Here is a 17,794-nt window from a genome sequence, read left to right as displayed (position 1 = left end):
CAAGAACGCGAGACTGAGCAGTGCCCGATCGCAAATCTCCCCTTGCGCCCTTCAGGCACGACGTCTTCCGGCTCATCTGGGGGGCAAGCCTCGTCTCCAACTTCGGCGCGCTGATCCAGTCCGTCGGCGCGGCCTGGATGATGGCCTCGATCTCGAATTCGGCCAATATGGTCGCGCTGGTCCAGGCCTCGACCTCGCTGCCGATCATGCTGTTTTCGCTCGCCTCCGGCGCCTTGGCCGACAGTTTCGACCGCCGCCGCATCATGCTTTCCGCCCAATGTTTCATGCTGGTCGTTTCCGTCACGCTGACGCTGTGCGCCTGGTACGGGCTGATCACGCCCTGGCTGCTTTTATCCTTCACGTTTCTCATCGGTTGCGGCACGGCGCTGAACAATCCGGCCTGGCAGGCCTCGGTCGGCGACATGGTGCCGCGCGAGGACCTGCCGGCGGCGGTCGCGCTGAACTCGATGGGCTTCAACATCACCCGCAGCGTCGGCCCCGCGGTCGGCGGCGCGATCGTGGCGGCTGCGGGGGCTGCCGCGGCCTTTGCCGTCAATGCCTGCAGCTACTTTGCGCTGATCTTCGCGCTTTTGCGCTGGAAACCGGTCGTGCCGGCAAATCCCCTGCCGCGCGAGACCTTCGGGCGAGCCATCTCGGCCGGCTTCCGCTACGTGTCGATGTCGCCCAATATCGGCAAGGTGATGCTGCGCGGCTTCGCCTTCGGGCTTTCGTCGAGCGCCATCCTCGCGCTGCTGCCGCTGGTGGCGCGCGACCTCGTCGCCGGCGGGCCGTTGACCTTCGGCGTCCTGCTCGGCTGTTTCGGCGTCGGCGCGATCGGCGGAGCGCTGACGAGCGCCTGGGCGCGCGAGCGGTTTTCCAGCGAGACGATCGTGCGCTTTGCCTTCGCCGGCTTTGCCGCGAGCGCGGTCATCACCGCCATCAGCGGCCATGCCGCGATCACCGGTCCCGCCCTGTTCCTGGCGGGTGCCTGCTGGGTGCTGGCGCTGTCGCTGTTCAACACGACCGTGCAGCTTTCGACGCCGCGCTGGGTGGTGGCGCGGGCGCTCTCGCTCTACCAGACCACCACCTTCGGCGGGATTGCCGGCGGCAGCTGGCTGTGGGGCACCGTCGCGGACATGCAGGGAGCGGCCAACGCGCTGCTCTGGGCCGCGGCGGCGATGCTCGCCGGCGGCGCGCTCGGCCTGCGCTACGGCCTGCCGCAGTTCGAATCGCTGAACCTCGACCCTCTCAACCGCTTCAGCGAACCGCAGCTGCCGCTGGACCTCAAGCCGCGCAGCGGGCCGATCGTCATCCTGATCGACTACGAGATCGCCGAGGAAGACATCCCCACCTTCCTGACGGCGATGACGGAGCGCCGGCGGATCCGCATCCGCGACGGCGCCGGCCAGTGGACGCTGATGCGCGACCTGGAAAACCCGACGATCTGGTCCGAAACCTACCACGTGCCGACCTGGATCGAATATGTCCGCCACAACCAGCGGCGCACCCATGCGGATGCCGAAAACGGCGACCTCCTGCGCGCGCTCCATCGCGGCTCCGAGGCGCCGCGGGTGCACCGGATGATCGAGCGCCAGACGATCCTGCCGACAGAGTACGAGCGCTACAAGCAGCAGATGGACATCCACCACTGAGACAGACGGAGGATTCCGCAGTTCTGCCGCACCGCCGAGCGCGGCGGAGACCGCCAACGGGCCTGCTCAGCGCAGCTTGGCCTTCAACGACGCGTCCGGATAGCAGGTCGGATTCAGGCCGGATTTCGACTGCCAGTCGCCCAGCGACCGGCGGGTCTTGTAGCCCGGCAGGCCGTCGACCTTGCCGACGTCGTAGCCCTTGGCGACGAGCGCCTTCTGCATGGCGAGCACGTCGGAGCGCAGCATCCTGCCGACATCGCCCCAGGCGCCGGAGAACGCGCCGCTGCCATAGGCGATGCGATCGGCGAGGTTGCCGATGAAGAGCGCGTAGAGGTCGGAGTTGTTGTATTCCTTGATCACGTAGAAGTTGGGCGTGACGATGAATTCCGGACCGTGAGTTCCCGCCGGCACCAGCATCATGCCCGAAGCGCCCGCCTCTCCCTTCGGAAACGGCTTGCCGGACACGCGCCCGATGCCGGTCGCCGACCATTTCCCGATCGGCCTTGCCAGGTCCGGCCCCTCCTGGGCGCAGGAGACGCCGTCCGGAATGCGCACCTCGTAGCCCCAGCCGCGGCCGGCCTCCCAGCCCTTCCGGCGCAGGTAGTTGGCGATGGAGGCCAGGCTGTCGGGCACCGAATTCCAGATGTCGCGGACGCCGTCGCCGTCGAAATCGACGGCATATTTCAGATAGCTCGTCGGCATGAACTGCGGCTGACCCATGGCGCCGGCCCAGGATCCCTTGAGCTGCGCCGGCGTGCGGTCGCCTCCGTCGATGATGTGCAGGGCGGCGACGAGTTCGCGCCGGAACATGTCCTTGCGGGTGGACATGAAGGCCTTGGTCGCGAGCACCTCGATCGCGGGATGGGGGATATCGGCGCGACCGTAGCCGGATTCGCGCCCCCAGACGGCGAGGATGACCTCGCCCGGCACGCCATAGGCCTGCTCGACCTTGCGCAGCGTGGCAGCGTGGGTTTTCGCCAGCGTGCGGCCGCTGGCGGCGAGCCCCTGCAGGCGCTTTTCGGAGAAATAGGCCCCGGGCGAGGAGAACTCGGCCTGGCTCTGCTTCTGCTCCTTCTTCGGCGCAGCACCAGGCGGCACCAGATCCGGAAGGTCCCAGTTCAGCCGGATCCCGTCGAAGGCGGCCTTGAAAGCCTTCTGCGACACGCCCGATTTCGACGCCTCCAGCCAGAGGTCGTTCTGCAGCCACGCCTGGAACTGGCGCTCGACATCCGGTCTGCTCTGGGCCGCGGCGGGGCGCGGGAGAAGGGCGGCGAGCAGGAGGGTCACCGCGATGGCAGGGCGGCGCAGAATCCCCCCCTCTGCCTTGCCGGGCACCTTCCCCGCTCGGGGGGAGATCGGCAGGTGGTGGGCGCCCGGCGCAGCATCTGATCTCCCCGCTTGAGGGGGAGATGTCACGAAGTGACGGAGGGGGGTATCATGCCGCATCTCTCTTCCTCAAATCGTCGTGCGCGCGCGGAGCGCCGCCGTCAGCGTGCCCTCGTCGAGATAATCGAGTTCGCCGCCAACGGGGACGCCGTGGGCGAGGCGGGTGATCCTGACGTCCAGCCCCTGGAGCTGGTCGGTGATGTAGTGCGCCGTGGTCTGGCCCTCGACGGTGGCGTTGACGGCGATGATCAGCTCGCGCACGCCGCCTTGCGAGACGCGGTCGATCAGGCCGCGGATATTGAGGTCCTCCGGGCCGACGCCATCGAGTGGCGACAGGGTTCCGCCCAGCACGTGATAGGCGGCGTTCATGGCGCCCGCACGCTCCAGCGCCCAGAGATCGGAGACGTCCTCGACGACGATGATCACCGACTGGTCGCGGCGCTCGTCGGTGCAGACCGTGCAGGGATCGATGGTATCGACATTGCCGCAGCACGAGCAGATGCGCACCTTGCGATGCGCCTCGCCCATCGCGTCGGCGAGAGGCCCGAGCAGCTGGTCCTTCTTCTTGACGAGATGGAGGGCGGCGCGCCGGGCCGACCGGGGGCCGAGCCCCGGCACCTTTGCCAGGAGCTGGATGAGTTTTTCGATTTCAGGGCCGGTGACTCGTTTTGCCATGGCCGGTTTCTACCGCATATCCCCCGCGAACGGAAACCGGGAAGGCATGCCTGTCCGCGGAAATCGACCGCTGTAGCGACGTGGATGCCCGGAGGCATTCAAGAGCCGCATATTCAACAATGCTGATGGACTAGCGAGCGCCCAGGTGTATCATGGGTCCGTGCAATCGATGGTAGACAGCAGCCCCGATCGGGAGGAGCCGCATGGTCGACAGCAGCGCAGCACACCCCTTTGCCAATCCGCCGAAGAAATGCGACCTGATCATGAAGGGCGGCATCACTTCGGGCGTCGTCTTTCCGCAGGCCATCTGCGAACTGGCGCGCGAGTACCGTTTCGTCTGCATCGGCGGCACGTCGGCGGGCGCGATCGGGGCCGTCATGGCGGCGGCCGCGGAATACAGGCGCAGGAAGGCCATCGACGACCCGGCGAAGCAGGGCGCCGGCTTCGAGCGGATCGCCGCCATGCCGTCGGTGCTTGCGGCAAACCTTCCGACCTTCTTCCAGCCTTCGCCGGAGACCAGGCCCCTGTTCGACATCGGCATGGCGGCGATCCGCGCCCGGGGCAGCAAGGCCTTCGCGGTGCTGCGCCAGACCCTCTGGGGTTTTCGGCAGGAGACGTCGAAGGGCGCCGTCCTGGGGCTGCTGGTGATGACGGTCTCGATTGCGACCGAGAGCATCGCGGGGCTGCTGCTGGGACTTCTGCTGGCGCTGACCGGTGCAGCCATCATGGTCGGCTATGCGCTGTACAAGGCCGTGGCCATCACGCTTCCGCAGCATGATTTCGGCCTGTGCAGCGGCCTGACCCAACCGGGAAACCTGAAGCCCGGCTTCACGGACTGGATCGCCGACGAAATCCAGGCCGTCGCCGGGCGGACGACAGCGAACGATCCGCTGACGATCGGGGAGCTCGACGAGGAGAACATCCAGGTGGTGAGCGTCACCACCGATCTCTCGTCGCGGCGGCCCTACGAACTGCCGTTCGGCTCCGACGTGTTCTGCTTCCGGAAGTCGGAGTTCGAACTGCTGTTTCCGACGTGGATCATGGACTACCTGCTGCGGGTCAGCAGCGAACTTCCTGTCGTCGCCTATGGCGGCGCCCGCGATTTCTACCGGCTTCCGAACAAGAAGGCCCTTCCCGTGGCCATGATCGCCCGGATGAGCCTCAGCTTTCCCGGCCTCATCCGCGCCGTGCCGCTTTACCGATACGACCGGTCGCTGCTGTCGAGCAGCGAGAAATTGCAACTGGCGCCGGTTCGCTGCCTGTTCTCGGACGGCGGGATCACCAGCAACTTTCCGATCCACCTCTTCGACAGCCTGCTGCCGGGCCGCCCGACGTTCGGTATCTCACTGGCAAGCTACGACTCCAAGCGACACGATGGCCGGGTCTACATGCCGAACACGAAGGAGGCCGGGGCCGACGATATCGACCGGACACCGATCCTGCCCGTCGGCGGTCTCCTCGATTTCGTCTCCGCGATCCTGTCCACGGCCCGCAACTGGCAGGACACGCTGCAGAGCCAGTTGCATGGCTACAGCGAGCGCATCGTGGAAATCAGGCTGGACGACAAGAAGGAGGGCGGCCTGAACCTCGACATGGACGACGAGATCATCGGCACCCTGACCCGGCTCGGCAAGGACGCGGGCGGCGCGATCAGGCAGAACTTCGATTTCAACGAGCATCGCTGGCGGCGCGCCGCCACGGCGCTGCCGACACTGGCCCAGTCGCTGAAGAAGCTCCATGAGCGCTACAGTGCCGGGCCGGGGCAGGAACTCAACGACCTGGACGCGGATGTCATGGACTACGCGACCATCCTGTCTTCGTATCAGCCCACCGCCTTCGTCGACCGGCCGATGGTGACGCGCGACAGGCTGAAGGCCTTCGCCGAGAAGGCGTCGGCGATTGGCGCAAAGATCCCCAAGGAGGCAGAGGCGAGCGCCACCACGCAGAAGGCCAACCTGCGCATCACCGCCAGCATGGAAACGAGCGCGGTCGCACCGCCCGTCGATCCGGCGGCGCCCCCGCGGCAGGCTGACGGGGCCGGATAAGGAAAAGGATCAGAACGGCAGCTTGAAGCCCGGGGGGATCGGCAGGCCGGCGGTCAGCGCCTTGGTCTTTTCGGCGGCCAGCGCCTCGGCCTTGTCCTTGGCGTCCTTGTGGGCGGCGACGATCAGATCCTCGAGAATCTCGACGTCGTCTTCCTTGAAGAGCGACGGATCAACCTTCAGGCCGCGCATGCCGCCCTTGCCGTCGAGCGTGACCGTGACGAGGCCGCCGCCGGAGGTGCCTTCGACCGTCAGCGCGGCGATCTCCTCCTGCAGCTGCTCCATCTTGGCCTGCATTTCCTTGACCTTGCCCATCATGCCCATGATGTCGCGCATCGGCCGCTCCTTCCGTCTTTGTCGTTAGGCTTTCAGAATTCGATGTCGTCGCCGGGCAGGATGTCGCCCTCGGCAGATTCGGCGGCTGCGGCCACCTCGACCGTCTCGCTCTCGACCTCCGGCGCCTTGATGCGCACGTCTGTGATCTTCGCACCCGGAAAGCGCTGCAGGATGGCGGCGACGTCGGGGTCCTGCCTGGCATCGGCGACGCGTGCCTCCTGCGCACTCGCCTCGGCCTCGGCGAGCGTCGGACCGTTCGCCTCGCGCGAGACGATCACCATCCAGCGGATGCCGGTCCATTCCTCGAGGCGACGCTGCAGGTCGCCCACCAGCGATTTCGGCGCATCGTCGGCAAGGCCGATCTCCGCGCGGCCGGGCTCGAAGCGGCCCGGGCGAACGAAGTTGCGCAGAAGCGCGCGCAGGCGGATATCGCGGTTCTTGGTGCAGAGATCGGAGATGTCTTCCAGCGAACGGACCGGGACCTTCGGCTGCGGTACGGCTTCGGCCGGCTCGACGCGAGGGGCCGCCTGTGCGGACGGCTGAGCTTGCTCGTCGGCGGCCGGAACCGGGCGCAGCATGGTGGCGCCGCCGCCGGTGCGCATGCCCGGCTGGTCGGAACTGCGACCGATCGCGGACACCGCATTCGTCGTCTGCGGCACGGCGGACGTGCCGGAAGCGGATGGCGCGCGCTGGCCGTTGCCCCCTCCCCCATTGCCGGCGCCGCCGGCCAGTTCCGCAAGCCGCCGCGCGGCATCTTCCGGCGAGGGAAGATGAGCGGCATGGGCAAGCCGGATCAACACCATCTCGGCCGCCCCCGCCGGGCGGCTCGAGGCTTCGGTCTCGGGAATTCCCTTCAGCAGCATCTGCCAGATGCGCGACAGCGCGCTGACCGCAACGCTCTGCGCCAACTCTGCCCCGTGCTGCCGTTCGACCTCGCTCAGCGACTGGTCGCCCGCCGCATCGGGCACATATTTCATGCGCGTGACGAGATGGGTGAAATCGGCAAGATCGGTCAGGACGACGGCCGGGCTGGCGCCTGCCTCGTACTGTGCCGCGAACTCGGCCAGGGCAGCCGCCACATCGCCGCGGACGACATGGCCGAACAGGTCGACGATACGGGCGCGATCGGCGAGGCCCAGCATGGAGCGGACCGCCGACGCCTCGACCACGCCGCCACCATGGGCGATCGCCTGGTCGAGCAGGGAGAGCCCGTCGCGGGCCGAGCCTTCGGCCGCGCGTGCGATCATCGCGAGCGCATCCGGCTCCGCCTGCACGCCTTCCTTTTCCAGAATGGTGGTGAACAGTCCGACGAGATCGGTGGCGGCGATGCGGCGCAGGTCGAAGCGCTGGCAGCGCGAGAGCACGGTGATCGGCACCTTGCGAATCTCGGTGGTGGCGAAGATGAACTTTACATGCTCGGGCGGCTCTTCCAGCGTCTTCAGCAGGCCGTTGAAGGCCTGCGTCGAGAGCATGTGCACCTCGTCGATGATATAGACCTTGTAGCGCGCCGAGACCGGGCGATAGCGTACCTGCTCGATGATCTCGCGGATATCGTCGATGCCGGTGTGGGAGGCGGCGTCCATCTCGATCACGTCGACATGGCGGCCTTCCATGATCGCCTGGCAATGCTCGCCGGGGACCTGCAGGTCGATGGTCGGGCGATCGACGTCCGGCGTCTTGTAATTGAGGGCGCGGGCGAGGATGCGGGCGGTCGTCGTCTTGCCGACCCCGCGAACACCGGTGAGCATGTAGGCCTGGGCGATGCGGCCGGTCTCGAAGGCGTTGGTAAGGGTGCGGACCATCGGCTCCTGGCCGACCATGAGGTCCGTGAAATCCTTCGGGCGATACTTGCGCGCCAGAACCCGGTATGCGGCGGGCTTCTCACCGGACGGAAGTGGAGTGTCGTCGCTCATCGGCCAGTCGTGCGCCCTTGCCGTATCGCCTGAAAATCGCGTCCCGACAGGACGTTGGGTGGGAGGCTGGCACGATGACCCGTGCCGGGGCTCGTTAGGGCTGCTTCCTTCCGGACCTGACCCGGTTGGCGAGTGGCTCGTCCACCACCAACCTCCCGGCCTCCATATCGGCAATATTGGATCGGAATGCAAGCCGGCATGCCAAAAAACTGTTGGTGCCGGCCACAAGCCGTGGCATGACTCAAGGGGTGAGGAGCAACATGGGAGCGACCGAATTGACCCCATTCGAGGCTGACGCGCGGCTGGCTCGGGACAGCGAGCTCCTGACGCGGATCGGACTTTGCGAATTGCGGCTGATGCGCGATGCGCGCTGGCCGTGGCTCGTGCTCGTGCCGCAGCGCACGGACGTGCACGAGATGTTCGACCTCACCCCCCTCGACCAGACGATGCTGACCTTCGAGGTCAACCTCGTGGCGGACGCATTGAAGCGCGCCACCGGCGCCACCAAGATCAATGTCGGCGCACTCGGCAACATCGTCCGGCAGTTGCACGTCCATGTGATCGCCCGCAGCGAGGGCGACCCCAACTGGCCGGGCCCCGTCTGGGGCTTCGGCACGGCGGAAGCCTGGGACGACACCGACAAGAACGCCTTCACGGCCAAGCTGCTGGAACATCTCAACTCATGACGTCATCGATCTTCGACCTGCACCTGCCGCATGCCGAACCCAGCACCATGGTCGCCTTTGCCGAGAACAGCCTGGACCGGCGCTCGGAGTATCGAGGCGAGGACTGCGTGGAGCGCGCCTTCGAGGCCGAAGGCGTGCACGCGTTTGCCTTTGCCGGCGGCAAGCTGGTCGTCAAGCACGACGAGAAGATCATCGATCCGTTGTTTGCGCCTTACGAACTCGCGGGGCTGGATCCGATCGTCGAGGACACCGTCCTGCTCGGCTACCTGAAGAACGGCGAGCCGCGGGTGGCCGTTCCGGTCCGGGCCGACCCGGACACGCTGCAGGAGCCGCTGAGAGCCTCCGACGGACGCACGCTCTACCGCCAGCAGATGCTGGACGACGACCTGCTCGGCCAGTTCGCGCAGGCTTCCGCGCTCCTGACCTGGAACGCCAACAACCGCTTCTGCGGCAAGTGTGGCGCGCCGAACCGGATGGAGATCGGCGGCTATCGCCGCGTCTGCACGGCCTGTGCCCACCAGACGTTTCCGCGCACCGATCCTGTCGTCATCATGCTGACGATCGACCTTCAGCGGGATCGATGCCTGCTCGGCCGTTCGCCGCATTTTCCGCCGGGCATGTATTCCTGCCTCGCCGGCTTCGTCGAACCCGGCGAGACGATCGAGCACGCGGTCCGCCGCGAGACGCTGGAGGAAGCGGGCATCCGGCTGGGACGCGTGCGCTATCATGCCTCGCAGCCCTGGCCGATGCCGCACTCGCTGATGATCGGCTGCTATGCGGAGGCGAAGTCGACCGACATCCACCGCGACGAGCAGGAACTGGAGGATTGCCGCTGGTTCACCCGGGCGGAGACGCTCGAGATGCTGGCGCGGACGGCCTCCACCGACCCGGTCACCGGCACCACGACCTCGCCGCCGAAGGGCGCGATCGCCCACCGCCTGATGCGCGACTGGCTCGACTGGCCCGCCTGACCGGCGGCCAGCCGCTGCGGGGCCGATCTCCTGCCGGCTACATGTTCAGACGCATCGGATGCGCCCGGTAGGAGCCGAGAACGCGGACCTTTTCGGAGAAGAACCGCAGTTCCTCCAGCGCGCGGCGCACATTGGCATCGTCGGGATGGCCCTCGATGTCGGCGTAGAACTGGGTGGCGAAGAACCTGCCGCCGATCTGATAGCTCTCCAGCTTCGTCATGTTGATGCCGTTGGTGGCAAAGCCGCCGAGCGCCTTGTAGAGCGCAGCCGGGATGTTGCGCACATTGAAGACGAAGGTGGTGACGATGATGTCGTCCGGCGTCAGGCGGTCCGGGACGTCCTCCTCGCGGGCGAGGACGACGAAGCGGGTGACGTTGCTTTCCGAATCCTCGACGTTCTCGGCGATGATCTCGAGCCCGTAGAGATCGGCCGCCAGCCGCGGGGCAAGGGCCGCCATGCTGCGGTCGCCGGTGTCGGCGACGAGCTTGGCGGCACCGGCGGTGTCGCCGGCGATCACCGGCTTCCAGCCGTTCATCCGGACGATCCGGCGGCACTGGCCGAGCGCGTGGATATGGCTGTGGACGGTGCGGATCTCGTCCTTGGCGACGCCGGGCAGGACCATCAACTGGAAGCGGATCGGCATGAAATATTCGCCGACGATGTGGAGCCGCGATTCCGGCAAGAGATGATGGATGTCGGCGACGCGCCCGGCCAGCGTGTTCTCGATCGGGATCATCGCCAGGTCCGCCTCGCCGTTCTCGACCGCGAGGAAGGCTTCCTCGAAGGTCTGGCACGGCAGCGGCTCCATCTGCGGGAACATGTCCCGGCAGGCCATGTCGGAGTTCGCGCCGAACTCGCCCTGGAAGGCGATCCTGTTGGTCTTCTTTATCATGGGGCGGTCCATCAGCGGGGGGCAACCGGGATCAGCCGGCGGGCCTTTTCGAGATCGGCGGGAGTATCGACACCGAGCGGAACAGTGTCAACGATCTCGGCATCGATGCGCAGGCCCGCCTCGAGCGCACGCAACTGCTCCAGCGATTCGCGCTTTTCCAGCGTCGACGGCGGCAGCGAGACGAAGGTTTCGAGCGCCTTGCGGCGATAGGCATAGAGGCCGATGTGGTGATAGAGCGGGCCGTCGCCATAGGGCGCCGTCGCGCGGGTGAAGTAGAGGGCGCGCAGGCGGCTCGAGCCGATCGGCGAGCCCACGACCTTGACCACGTTGGGATTGGCCTTCTCCTCCGGATCGGTGATCTCGGTCGTGAGCGTGGCGATATCGGTCGCGGGATCGGACAGCGGGTTCAGGGCGGCGAGAATCGTGGCCGGATCGATGGTCGGCAGGTCGCCCTGAACGTTGATGATGACCTGCGCCTTGCGGTCGGGGTCGCATTTCAACAGCGCTTCGTGGATCCGGTCGGAGCCGGACTGGTGCTCGACCTTTGTCATCACGACCTCGAAGCCGGCGGCCGCGACCGCATCGAAGGTGTCCTGGTGATCGACGGCGACCACGACGCGACCGGCGCCTGATTCCGCGGCCCGCCGGGCAACCTGCACGATCATCGGGGCGCCCCCGATATCGGCCAGGGGTTTTCCGGGCAGGCGGGTGGATGCCATGCGCGCCGGAATCAGCACGAGCGTCTCTTCAAACTTCGGGGATTTCATGCTCTGCCCTTCAAGATCGCGAAAGAGTGTCAAAAGGTCCCAACTGCGGCTGCACAATCACTGTTGCAACGAAGCAGCAAAAGACATAGGTTCCGCGCGATTTCAAGACTGGCGGCCATGCTGCCGTGTCCCTGGGGAGTGGTGGATGAATCCTTATGTGAACATGGGTGTGGGAGCCCTGCTCGGCACCGTCTTCGTGCTGATGTCGGTATCGATTGCATCGGAAGGCATATTCCATTCGGGAGCCCCCGAGAAGGAAGGCTTTGCCATCGTCGCCGCCGAGGCCGCAACCGAAGGCGGCGCAGAGGCCGGCGGCGGGGAAGCAGCCGTCACGCCCATCGCCACGCTGCTCGCCTCCGCGGACCCCGCGGCCGGCGAAGCCGTCTTCAAGAAGTGTCAGGCCTGTCATAGCGGAGAGCAGGGCGGCCCGAACAAGGTCGGCCCTGGTCTCTGGAACATCGTCAACCATCCGGTCGCGGCCCATGAGGGCTTCAGCTACTCGGCCGGCATGAAGACCTTTGCCGAAGGCGGCAAGGTCTGGGACTTCGAGCACCTCAACCATTTCCTGCTGGCACCGAAGAAATACGTCGCCGGAACGGCGATGGGCTTTGCCGGCCTGAAGAAGGACGACGAGCGCGCCAACCTGATCGCCTACCTGCGCACGCTCTCCGACAACCCGGCACCGCTGCCCTCGCCCTCCGCCGAAGGCGCAGAGGCGACCCCGCCGGCTGCGCCCGAGGGTGCCGCTCCTGCCGCGCCGGCTGCCCAGTAAGACCTTCGCCATCGTTGCGAATTCGAACCCGGCCAATGGCCGGGTTTTCTTTTTGACGGGTGAGCATGGTATCGGACGGCGACCTCGCCGTAGTGATCGCCGCCGATCCCGATCCCGTCCGTGGCGCCAGGCCGGTTCCTGCAGTAGAAGTGGCTAGAACACCAGCAGCCAGGTCCAGAACGAAACGCTCAGGGCTCCCGCCATCGTCGTCAGCGTGATGGTCGACGAGGCGAGGCCGTGGCCGACATTGAAGTGATTGGCGAGAAGCCAGGCGTTGACGCCCGTCGGCACGGCGGCGGTAAGCACCATGGCGGCGGTCCAGTCCGGGGCCAGGCCGACCAGGCGGCAGGCCACGTAGACGCTGGCCGGCAACAGAAACAGCTTGAACAGCGACATGGTCATTGCGGGCGCGACATTGCCGCGGATCCCGTATTTCACCAGCGCCATGCCGACCGAAATCAGCGCGGCCGGCGAGGCGATCAGGGCGATCTGGTCGATGACGATCTTCGCGGGCCCCTGCAGGGGAACCCCGCCCAGATGAAAGAGCCCGCCGCAGACAAGGCCGATCACCAGCGGATTGCGGGCCAGGCTCCTGCACAGCCCGACCAGCACGGCAATCACGCTTTGCGGCGGGCGTATGCCTTCGCGACGCTCGGCAAGTTCCATCATCAACGTCCCGGCGACCATCATCACCGGCAGGTGGACCGAGAGCAGCACGGAGATCGCGACCAGGCCGTCCTTGCCAATGATGTTGGCGACCAGGGGAAGGCCGATGAAGACCGTGTTGGCGAAGGCGGACGAGACGCCCGCCAGCACACCGAGGCGACGGTCGCGCCGGAAGACCAGGGTGGCGGTCAGATGCGCGATCGTCCACGTCACGGCCACGCCGGAGAAATAGGCGACCCAGATACGCCAGGGCGCTTCGCCCGTGAACGTCGCCTCGGCGATCGTGCGAAACAGAAGCACCGGCACGGCCACGCGGAACACGAAGTCGCCCAACGCGTCGCCGATCGAGGATTGCAGATATCCCGTGCGGACGAGAAGCCACCCGAGCAGGATCAGGGCGAAGAGGGGAACGACGTTCAGTGCGATTTCGGCCATGGCAGCAAGGTGAGGAAGAGGCGTCAGAAAGGAAGAGAACCGGCGGGAGCGCCGTTGCTTCCGATGCGTAACGGAAGCCGCCGACCCGGTCCACCGCAAACCCTGCCAAAATGAAAAAAGCGGGGCCGTGACCCCGCTTCCTCATTCCCGGCGAATGCCGGGACGATATCCGACGGCTGCCAGTACATCCGTGGTCAGCATCGTCGGACAAATCTGCTTCCGCCTTGCGGCGGGTGCCTATGCGGCCTTTCTAGTCACCCAGGGTTACAGCCGTGTGACACGTTCCGGCCCGGCACCGATAGCCTCAGCATCGCCGGTCTTGGTTAACGATCGGTTAACGCGAGCGCCTCTTCGATGATAGACTGGCGATGCGGTTCGAAATCTCACCTTGCGGGAACCCGAGACCGCCCTTGCCAGTTTCTTGCCTGTAAACCCCGGATCAGGAGAATTCTCATGGTAGATGAAAAGCAGCCGCCCCGGCGCGCATCCCTCGGCGTCGTCGGCGGTGACAGGAAGACAGGCAAGACGCTCGAAGGCGCTGCGGAAGCCCTGTCTGCCGATGCGGCGGACGCCGAGGCGGCAAAGGCCGCGATTGCCGAACAGGTGGCGGTCCTGAAGGAGGAAGTCGCCCGGCTCCGCGAGAGCCTTGGCGTCATCGCGGAAAGCAGCGGGCAATATGCGGTCTCGCGCGTGAATTCGGTGCGGGAGGACGTGCGCGTCGCCGTTGCGGCCAATCCGCTGGGCGCGCTGTTCGGCGCAGCCCTGGTGGGCTACCTGTTCGGGCTTCGGCGGCGCTGACATCGCGCCGCCGCGCTGGCGAGAACGAAGACATGCTCCACGCAGTCGAGCGCCGCCCCGGTCGGGCGGCGCTTTCGGCATCTTATCGCCAGTAGCGACTGCGTGGCGTCCGGTCCTCGGCGCTGCCGAGCATGTAGCCGAGCACGACGCCGGCAAGCCCGGCGGCGAGCACGAGCGTCGACACCGCGGCCGGATGCTCGCGCGCGACATCGGCCACCGCGGATCCTTCCGAGCGGACATAGCCCGCGCCCTGCCTGGCGGCCGCGCGCACGGATCGCCCCGCCTTGCCGGCCCGGTCCCGGACCTCGTCGATCGCCTGCGAGGATTGTGCCCCCACCTCCTTGCGCAACTTGTCGAGTTCGTCGCGGAGGTTTGCAAGCTGCGCCTGGGCATCCAATTCTGCCATGTTATTTCTCCTCTCAAGGAAAGTCCGGCCATCTCCGGCGGGCGGCAAGCTGGCTGCCGGACGGCCGACGGGAACGAATCACCGCGAGCGCCTGTGCCCGCGACACCAACAGAACGACCGAGGCGGCATTGCGGTTCCGGCTCGGGCTCCGGATAAATCACAGTCCGCGAGCCCTGCGCGGGTCGCCTTCAAGGATAGCAAGCCGAGCCGAAACCGCCAAACCGCCCTGCCAGTCTCGACCGCTCCCGTCATGCCTTCGAACGGCTGGAGAAAAAAGCTTGGACGCCAAACCACAAGAACACAGGCACCCCAAACAGGAAGAACCCGGCGCTGTGCGGGCGCCGGGAGGTACAGGTTGGGGCATTTTCTGGGGTGGCGCCGGCGCCACAGGTAAGAACTTAAATGCAATCAGCGTTTGTTCCAAGTAGAATTATACACTCTAGCTCGAATTATCGAGTTCTATAGCTCTTTCGCCCGGCGCCGCATTGCAATTCGTCCTTTGCGGAAAGCTTTCCGGCGGCTACTCGACGACGGCAACCTGCTCGATTTCGTTGACCTGCGAATAGTGATCGACGAGGTCGGGAACGAGCGCCAGTCCGAACATGACGGCGACGAACGTGACGAAAACCGTCACGGATAGAGTAGTGCGAAGCATATCGGCCTTCCTTTCACGCGGTCAGGCTACACCAAGGCGGATGACCGCGCCGGTGTTTTCTGAACGCCAGATGAACAAAAAACCGTTATCGGGGGAAGTAACGAAAAATATACGCCTGTCATGTGGGCCGGCTGCCATGGCCTGCTCCCGGGCTTCGCCGGGCCGGCAATCCTTTGACATCGGGCTCCAAGCAGGGGTACCAACGGCTGCCTGCTCACGATCGATTCCGGACAAGCCATGCCCCCGAAGAAACAGCGCAAGCGCCGTTCGACAGCCCGACGGTCGCCCCCCGCACGCGGCCGCATGTGGCCCTGGTACCTCCTGGCCGCCACCATCGTCGCCGCCATCGTCGCGCGCGAGAACCTCGACGACCTGACGGGCTGGCTGCGCCCCGGCAACACGATCCGCTCCGGCACGCAGCCGGCTGCCGCGCGTCCGAAGCCGCCCGAACCGCCGCGGAACGTGCGGCAGCGCACCGAGGCATCCGCGGAGCGGCGTCCTCCTCCGGCCCTGGCCGAGGCGCCGACGCCGGGCCCGAGACCGCCCGGGACGATCCCCGGAGCGACATCGGAAGCGCCGCCGGCGGTGGTGCCGGGGACGGCGCCCGGAGCCGGGGACGAGGCAGCCTTCTTCTATTGCGGCATCAAGCAGGACAACTGCGTCGTCGACGGCGCCAATTTCATCTACCGCGGCGCCAGGATCCGGCTGGCGGACATCTACGTGCCGGCGACCAAGGATGCGAAATGCGATCGCGAGCGCAACCTCGGCGGGGACGCGAAGGAGGCGCTGCGGATCCTGCTCAACGCCGGCGATTTCGAGCTTGCGGACTGGAAGCCGATCGACGAGGACCAGCATGGCCGCAAGCTGCGGGTCGTGGTGCGCCACGGCAAGTCGATCGGTGATGCCATGGTGGCGCGCGGGCTGGCGCGCCCGTGGACGGGGCAGCGCTTATCCTGGTGCCCGTGAGGACCGAACGGCGGCGTGTCGTGTCGAGCGCTCCCTGAGCCCGCGCTCAATTCGGCGCCGGGGGCGGTCCCGCGACCGCGCCTTGCCCGCTGCTCATCCCCTCTGCAGTCCGCCCCGATGGCCGAGCCTTCAGGTCATTGTCAGCTTCGGGTGTCGTACGTGTCGCCGTGTGGGCAGCGCATGGAGACGCGACATGAGCGAGAACAAGAGGCGGCTGACGCTTCATACCAACCAGCGCGACGAGCTTTTTGCACGCCGGGAAGAGCCGATCGGCGATTTTGCGTTCGACTCCGGCGTGGCCGACGTCTTCGACGACATGGTGAGCAGGTCCGTTCCCTATTATGACGAGATGCAAAGGATGGTCTGCGAACTGGCGAAGGATTTCGCCCGTGCCGGCACGAATCTCTTCGACATCGGCTGCTCGACGGCCACGACGCTGCTGAGCCTCGACCGCGAGATCGAGGAAGGCGTCGCCTTCGTCGGCATCGACAATGCGCCGGACATGCTTCAGAAGGCGTCCCAGAAGATCGCGGCTGCGGGGACGCGGCGGCCGATCGACCTGCGCGTGGCCGACATCCACCAGGACTTCGCCATCGACAATGCCAGCGTCGTCACGATGCTGCTGACGCTCCAGTTCGTCCGGCCGCTCCACCGCGAACGCGTGCTGAGAACGATCCATCGCGGCCTGAACGACCAGGGATGCCTCCTGCTCGTGGAGAAATTGACGAGCGAGGAAACATCGTTCAACCGGCTCTTCATCCAGCACTACTACGATTTCAAGCGCAGGAACGGATATTCCGAGATCGAGATCGCCAAGAAGAGGGAGGCGCTGGAAAACGTCCTGATCCCCTATCGCCTGGAAGAGAACACGCAGCTTCTGAAGGAGGTGGGGTTCAGAAGCGTCGAGGTGTTCTTCCGGTGGTACAACTTCTGCGCCCTCGTCGCGGTCAAGTGAGGGCATGGCGATGGAACCCGTCACCGTCACGATCGGCAATTTCTTCTTCCGCTTCCGCAACCAGGTCTTTCCGCTCGTCATCCTCGCGCTCTTCCTGATGCGGGCGCCGGCGCTTCCAGCCGTGGACGGAGACACGATCGGGCGACTGCGGGAAGCGGTTGCCCTCCTGTCCGTCTTCTGCGGCCTCGGTCTGCGGGCGCTGGTGATCGGCTATGCCTATATCCAGCGCGGCGGCAGGAACAGGCGGGTCTATGCCAAGAACCTCGTCACCGAGGGCATGTTCGGCGTCTGTCGCAATCCGCTCTATGTCGGCAACATGCTGCTCTATTTCGGCCTGTTCCTGTTCCACGGCAATCCGGCCGTGGTCGTCACCGGCACCTGCCTGTTCTTCTTCATCTACCATTGCATCGTTTTCGCGGAGGAAGACTTCCTGTCGGAGAAGTTCGGCGAGGCCTATGACCGCTACCGGGCAGACGTGCCGCGGTGGTGGATGCGATGGTCGAATTTTGCCGCGGCCACGCAGGGAATGCGGTTCAGCCTGCTTCGGGTGCTGGCGAAGGACTATTCGACGATCGCGGCCGCGGCCTTCGCCGTCATTGCGACGGAAATCTACCGCATCGCCTTTTCCGACATAGCCGGCCAACGCACCCCGTACCTTGTGCTGCTGGCACTGGCGATGCTGGCAGTCGGCGTCGCCACCGCGGTCACCAGCTACCTGAAGCGGTCCGGCGCGCTCGAGGAGGCGTGAGGCCTCGACGCAAGACGGCCCAGGGCACGGTCCCGTCGTCCAAAGCTATCGGTGTCGATCGCGTGCCACCCCT

Annotated in this window: 18 protein-coding genes and 1 other RNA gene; 9 read left to right on the top strand and 10 right to left on the bottom strand. The window is 66.2% G+C overall.

Annotation, left to right across the window (positions count from 1 at the left end; genetic code table 11):
• Positions 1 to 20: 20 nt before the first annotated feature.
• Entirely contained in the window at positions 21 to 1,652 is a 1,632-nt protein-coding gene (locus OCK02_RS09295) for an MFS transporter (RefSeq protein WP_263812809.1), read from the top strand.
• Positions 1,653 to 1,718: 66 nt separating this feature from the next.
• On the opposite strand, the gene OCK02_RS09290 is transcribed toward OCK02_RS09295, so the two are convergent.
• Both OCK02_RS09290 and recR read right to left on the bottom strand, forming a co-directional pair.
• Positions 1,719 to 2,987: a lytic murein transglycosylase gene (locus tag OCK02_RS09290; protein ID WP_263812808.1), complete on the bottom strand. Its 1,269-nt coding sequence runs from the start codon at positions 2,985 to 2,987 to the stop codon at positions 1,719 to 1,721.
• Positions 2,988 to 3,107: 120 nt separating this feature from the next.
• Positions 3,108 to 3,713 carry a recombination mediator RecR gene (gene recR / locus OCK02_RS09285; RefSeq protein ID WP_263812807.1) on the bottom strand — a complete coding sequence of 202 codons (606 nt, stop codon included), beginning with the start codon at positions 3,711 to 3,713 and terminating at the stop codon, positions 3,108 to 3,110.
• A 203-nt stretch (positions 3,714 to 3,916) separates the two neighbouring features.
• Between recR and OCK02_RS09280 the strand changes: the two genes are divergently transcribed.
• Positions 3,917 to 5,758 carry a patatin-like phospholipase family protein gene (locus OCK02_RS09280; RefSeq protein WP_263812806.1) on the top strand — a complete coding sequence of 614 codons (1,842 nt, stop codon included), beginning with the start codon at positions 3,917 to 3,919 and terminating at the stop codon, positions 5,756 to 5,758.
• Between the two features lie 9 nt (positions 5,759 to 5,767).
• Here the strand turns inward: OCK02_RS09280 and OCK02_RS09275 are convergent, their stop codons facing one another.
• From OCK02_RS09275 to ffs, 3 genes are all read right to left on the bottom strand, one after another.
• Positions 5,768 to 6,091: a YbaB/EbfC family nucleoid-associated protein gene (locus OCK02_RS09275; RefSeq protein ID WP_230807821.1), complete on the bottom strand. Its 324-nt coding sequence runs from the start codon at positions 6,089 to 6,091 to the stop codon at positions 5,768 to 5,770.
• 32 nt (positions 6,092 to 6,123) lie between these two features.
• A complete protein-coding gene (locus tag OCK02_RS09270) occupies positions 6,124 to 8,004 on the bottom strand; it encodes a DNA polymerase III subunit gamma/tau (RefSeq protein WP_263812805.1) in 1,881 nt (626 codons plus the stop codon).
• Between the two features lie 58 nt (positions 8,005 to 8,062).
• Positions 8,063 to 8,160, bottom strand: an RNA gene (gene ffs / locus OCK02_RS09265) — signal recognition particle sRNA small type.
• A 119-nt stretch (positions 8,161 to 8,279) separates the two neighbouring features.
• Between ffs and OCK02_RS09260 the strand changes: the two genes are divergently transcribed.
• Positions 8,280 to 8,690 (top strand): HIT domain-containing protein, encoded by a 411-nt coding sequence (locus tag OCK02_RS09260; protein ID WP_263812804.1) that lies wholly within the window; start codon positions 8,280 to 8,282, stop codon positions 8,688 to 8,690.
• On the top strand, positions 8,687 to 9,661 hold the full coding sequence (gene nudC / locus OCK02_RS09255; RefSeq protein ID WP_263812803.1) for an NAD(+) diphosphatase: 975 nt from the start codon (positions 8,687 to 8,689) through the stop codon (positions 9,659 to 9,661). The genes OCK02_RS09260 and nudC overlap by 4 nt, the downstream gene beginning before the upstream one ends.
• A 37-nt stretch (positions 9,662 to 9,698) precedes the next feature.
• Here nudC and OCK02_RS09250 read toward each other — a convergent pair whose 3' ends face one another.
• Together OCK02_RS09250 and OCK02_RS09245 are read right to left on the bottom strand one after the other, a co-directional pair.
• Positions 9,699 to 10,553 carry a prephenate dehydratase gene (locus tag OCK02_RS09250; RefSeq protein WP_263812802.1) on the bottom strand — a complete coding sequence of 285 codons (855 nt, stop codon included), beginning with the start codon at positions 10,551 to 10,553 and terminating at the stop codon, positions 9,699 to 9,701.
• A gap of 11 nt (positions 10,554 to 10,564) precedes the next feature.
• Positions 10,565 to 11,320, bottom strand: coding sequence for a 3-deoxy-manno-octulosonate cytidylyltransferase (locus tag OCK02_RS09245; protein WP_263812801.1), 756 nt, complete (start codon positions 11,318 to 11,320; stop codon positions 10,565 to 10,567).
• Positions 11,321 to 11,465: 145 nt separating this feature from the next.
• Here OCK02_RS09245 and OCK02_RS09240 point away from each other — a divergent pair, with 145 nt between their 5' ends.
• Positions 11,466 to 12,092 (top strand): c-type cytochrome, encoded by a 627-nt coding sequence (locus tag OCK02_RS09240; protein WP_263812800.1) that lies wholly within the window; start codon positions 11,466 to 11,468, stop codon positions 12,090 to 12,092.
• Between the two features lie 153 nt (positions 12,093 to 12,245).
• On the opposite strand, the gene OCK02_RS09235 is transcribed toward OCK02_RS09240, so the two are convergent.
• Positions 12,246 to 13,193, bottom strand: coding sequence for an AEC family transporter (locus OCK02_RS09235; protein WP_263812799.1), 948 nt, complete (start codon positions 13,191 to 13,193; stop codon positions 12,246 to 12,248).
• A 453-nt stretch (positions 13,194 to 13,646) separates the two neighbouring features.
• Between OCK02_RS09235 and OCK02_RS09230 the strand changes: the two genes are divergently transcribed.
• Entirely contained in the window at positions 13,647 to 13,991 is a 345-nt protein-coding gene (locus OCK02_RS09230) for a hypothetical protein (protein WP_263812798.1), read from the top strand.
• Between the two features lie 82 nt (positions 13,992 to 14,073).
• Here the strand turns inward: OCK02_RS09230 and OCK02_RS09225 are convergent, their stop codons facing one another.
• Positions 14,074 to 14,397, bottom strand: coding sequence for a hypothetical protein (locus OCK02_RS09225; RefSeq protein WP_263812797.1), 324 nt, complete (start codon positions 14,395 to 14,397; stop codon positions 14,074 to 14,076).
• Between the two features lie 520 nt (positions 14,398 to 14,917).
• Positions 14,918 to 15,052: a hypothetical protein gene (locus OCK02_RS09220; RefSeq protein ID WP_263812796.1), complete on the bottom strand. Its 135-nt coding sequence runs from the start codon at positions 15,050 to 15,052 to the stop codon at positions 14,918 to 14,920.
• A gap of 237 nt (positions 15,053 to 15,289) precedes the next feature.
• On the opposite strand from OCK02_RS09220, the gene OCK02_RS09215 reads away from it, so the two are divergent.
• The 3 genes from OCK02_RS09215 (at position 15,290) to OCK02_RS09205 (ending at position 17,721) form a co-directional block, all read left to right on the top strand.
• Positions 15,290 to 16,018 (top strand): thermonuclease family protein, encoded by a 729-nt coding sequence (locus OCK02_RS09215; RefSeq protein ID WP_263812795.1) that lies wholly within the window; start codon positions 15,290 to 15,292, stop codon positions 16,016 to 16,018.
• A gap of 193 nt (positions 16,019 to 16,211) precedes the next feature.
• Positions 16,212 to 16,973: a carboxy-S-adenosyl-L-methionine synthase CmoA gene (gene cmoA / locus OCK02_RS09210; protein ID WP_263812794.1), complete on the top strand. Its 762-nt coding sequence runs from the start codon at positions 16,212 to 16,214 to the stop codon at positions 16,971 to 16,973.
• Positions 16,974 to 16,977: 4 nt separating this feature from the next.
• Positions 16,978 to 17,721 (top strand): methyltransferase family protein, encoded by a 744-nt coding sequence (locus tag OCK02_RS09205; protein ID WP_263812793.1) that lies wholly within the window; start codon positions 16,978 to 16,980, stop codon positions 17,719 to 17,721.
• Positions 17,722 to 17,794: the final 73 nt, after the last annotated feature.

Origin of the sequence: Rhizobium sp. TRM96647 (assembly GCF_025780115.1) — a bacterium.
Classification (GTDB): Bacteria; Pseudomonadota; Alphaproteobacteria; order Rhizobiales; family Rhizobiaceae; genus Mycoplana.
The sequence above is the reverse complement of the archived record's forward strand: the minus strand, read 5'-3'. Positions and strand labels throughout refer to the sequence as shown.

Excerpts from the sequence above, each read along its gene's own strand:
- cmoA (WP_263812794.1), top strand. The coding sequence starts at position 16,212 with ATGAGCGAGAACAAGAGGCGGCTGACGCTTCATACCAACCAGCGCGAC.
- OCK02_RS09245 (WP_263812801.1), bottom strand. The coding sequence starts at position 11,320 with ATGAAATCCCCGAAGTTTGAAGAGACGCTCGTGCTGATTCCGGCGCGC.
- OCK02_RS09280 (WP_263812806.1), top strand. The coding sequence starts at position 3,917 with ATGGTCGACAGCAGCGCAGCACACCCCTTTGCCAATCCGCCGAAGAAA.
- OCK02_RS09230 (WP_263812798.1), top strand. The coding sequence starts at position 13,647 with ATGGTAGATGAAAAGCAGCCGCCCCGGCGCGCATCCCTCGGCGTCGTC.
- nudC (WP_263812803.1), top strand. The coding sequence starts at position 8,687 with ATGACGTCATCGATCTTCGACCTGCACCTGCCGCATGCCGAACCCAGC.
- OCK02_RS09225 (WP_263812797.1), bottom strand. The coding sequence starts at position 14,397 with ATGGCAGAATTGGATGCCCAGGCGCAGCTTGCAAACCTCCGCGACGAA.
- OCK02_RS09275 (WP_230807821.1), bottom strand. The coding sequence starts at position 6,091 with ATGCGCGACATCATGGGCATGATGGGCAAGGTCAAGGAAATGCAGGCC.
- recR (WP_263812807.1), bottom strand. The coding sequence starts at position 3,713 with ATGGCAAAACGAGTCACCGGCCCTGAAATCGAAAAACTCATCCAGCTC.
- OCK02_RS09215 (WP_263812795.1), top strand. The coding sequence starts at position 15,290 with ATGCCCCCGAAGAAACAGCGCAAGCGCCGTTCGACAGCCCGACGGTCG.
- OCK02_RS09270 (WP_263812805.1), bottom strand. The coding sequence starts at position 8,004 with ATGAGCGACGACACTCCACTTCCGTCCGGTGAGAAGCCCGCCGCATAC.
- OCK02_RS09250 (WP_263812802.1), bottom strand. The coding sequence starts at position 10,553 with ATGATAAAGAAGACCAACAGGATCGCCTTCCAGGGCGAGTTCGGCGCG.
- OCK02_RS09220 (WP_263812796.1), bottom strand. The coding sequence starts at position 15,052 with ATGCTTCGCACTACTCTATCCGTGACGGTTTTCGTCACGTTCGTCGCC.
- OCK02_RS09240 (WP_263812800.1), top strand. The coding sequence starts at position 11,466 with ATGAATCCTTATGTGAACATGGGTGTGGGAGCCCTGCTCGGCACCGTC.
- OCK02_RS09205 (WP_263812793.1), top strand. The coding sequence starts at position 16,978 with ATGGCGATGGAACCCGTCACCGTCACGATCGGCAATTTCTTCTTCCGC.
- OCK02_RS09235 (WP_263812799.1), bottom strand. The coding sequence starts at position 13,193 with ATGGCCGAAATCGCACTGAACGTCGTTCCCCTCTTCGCCCTGATCCTG.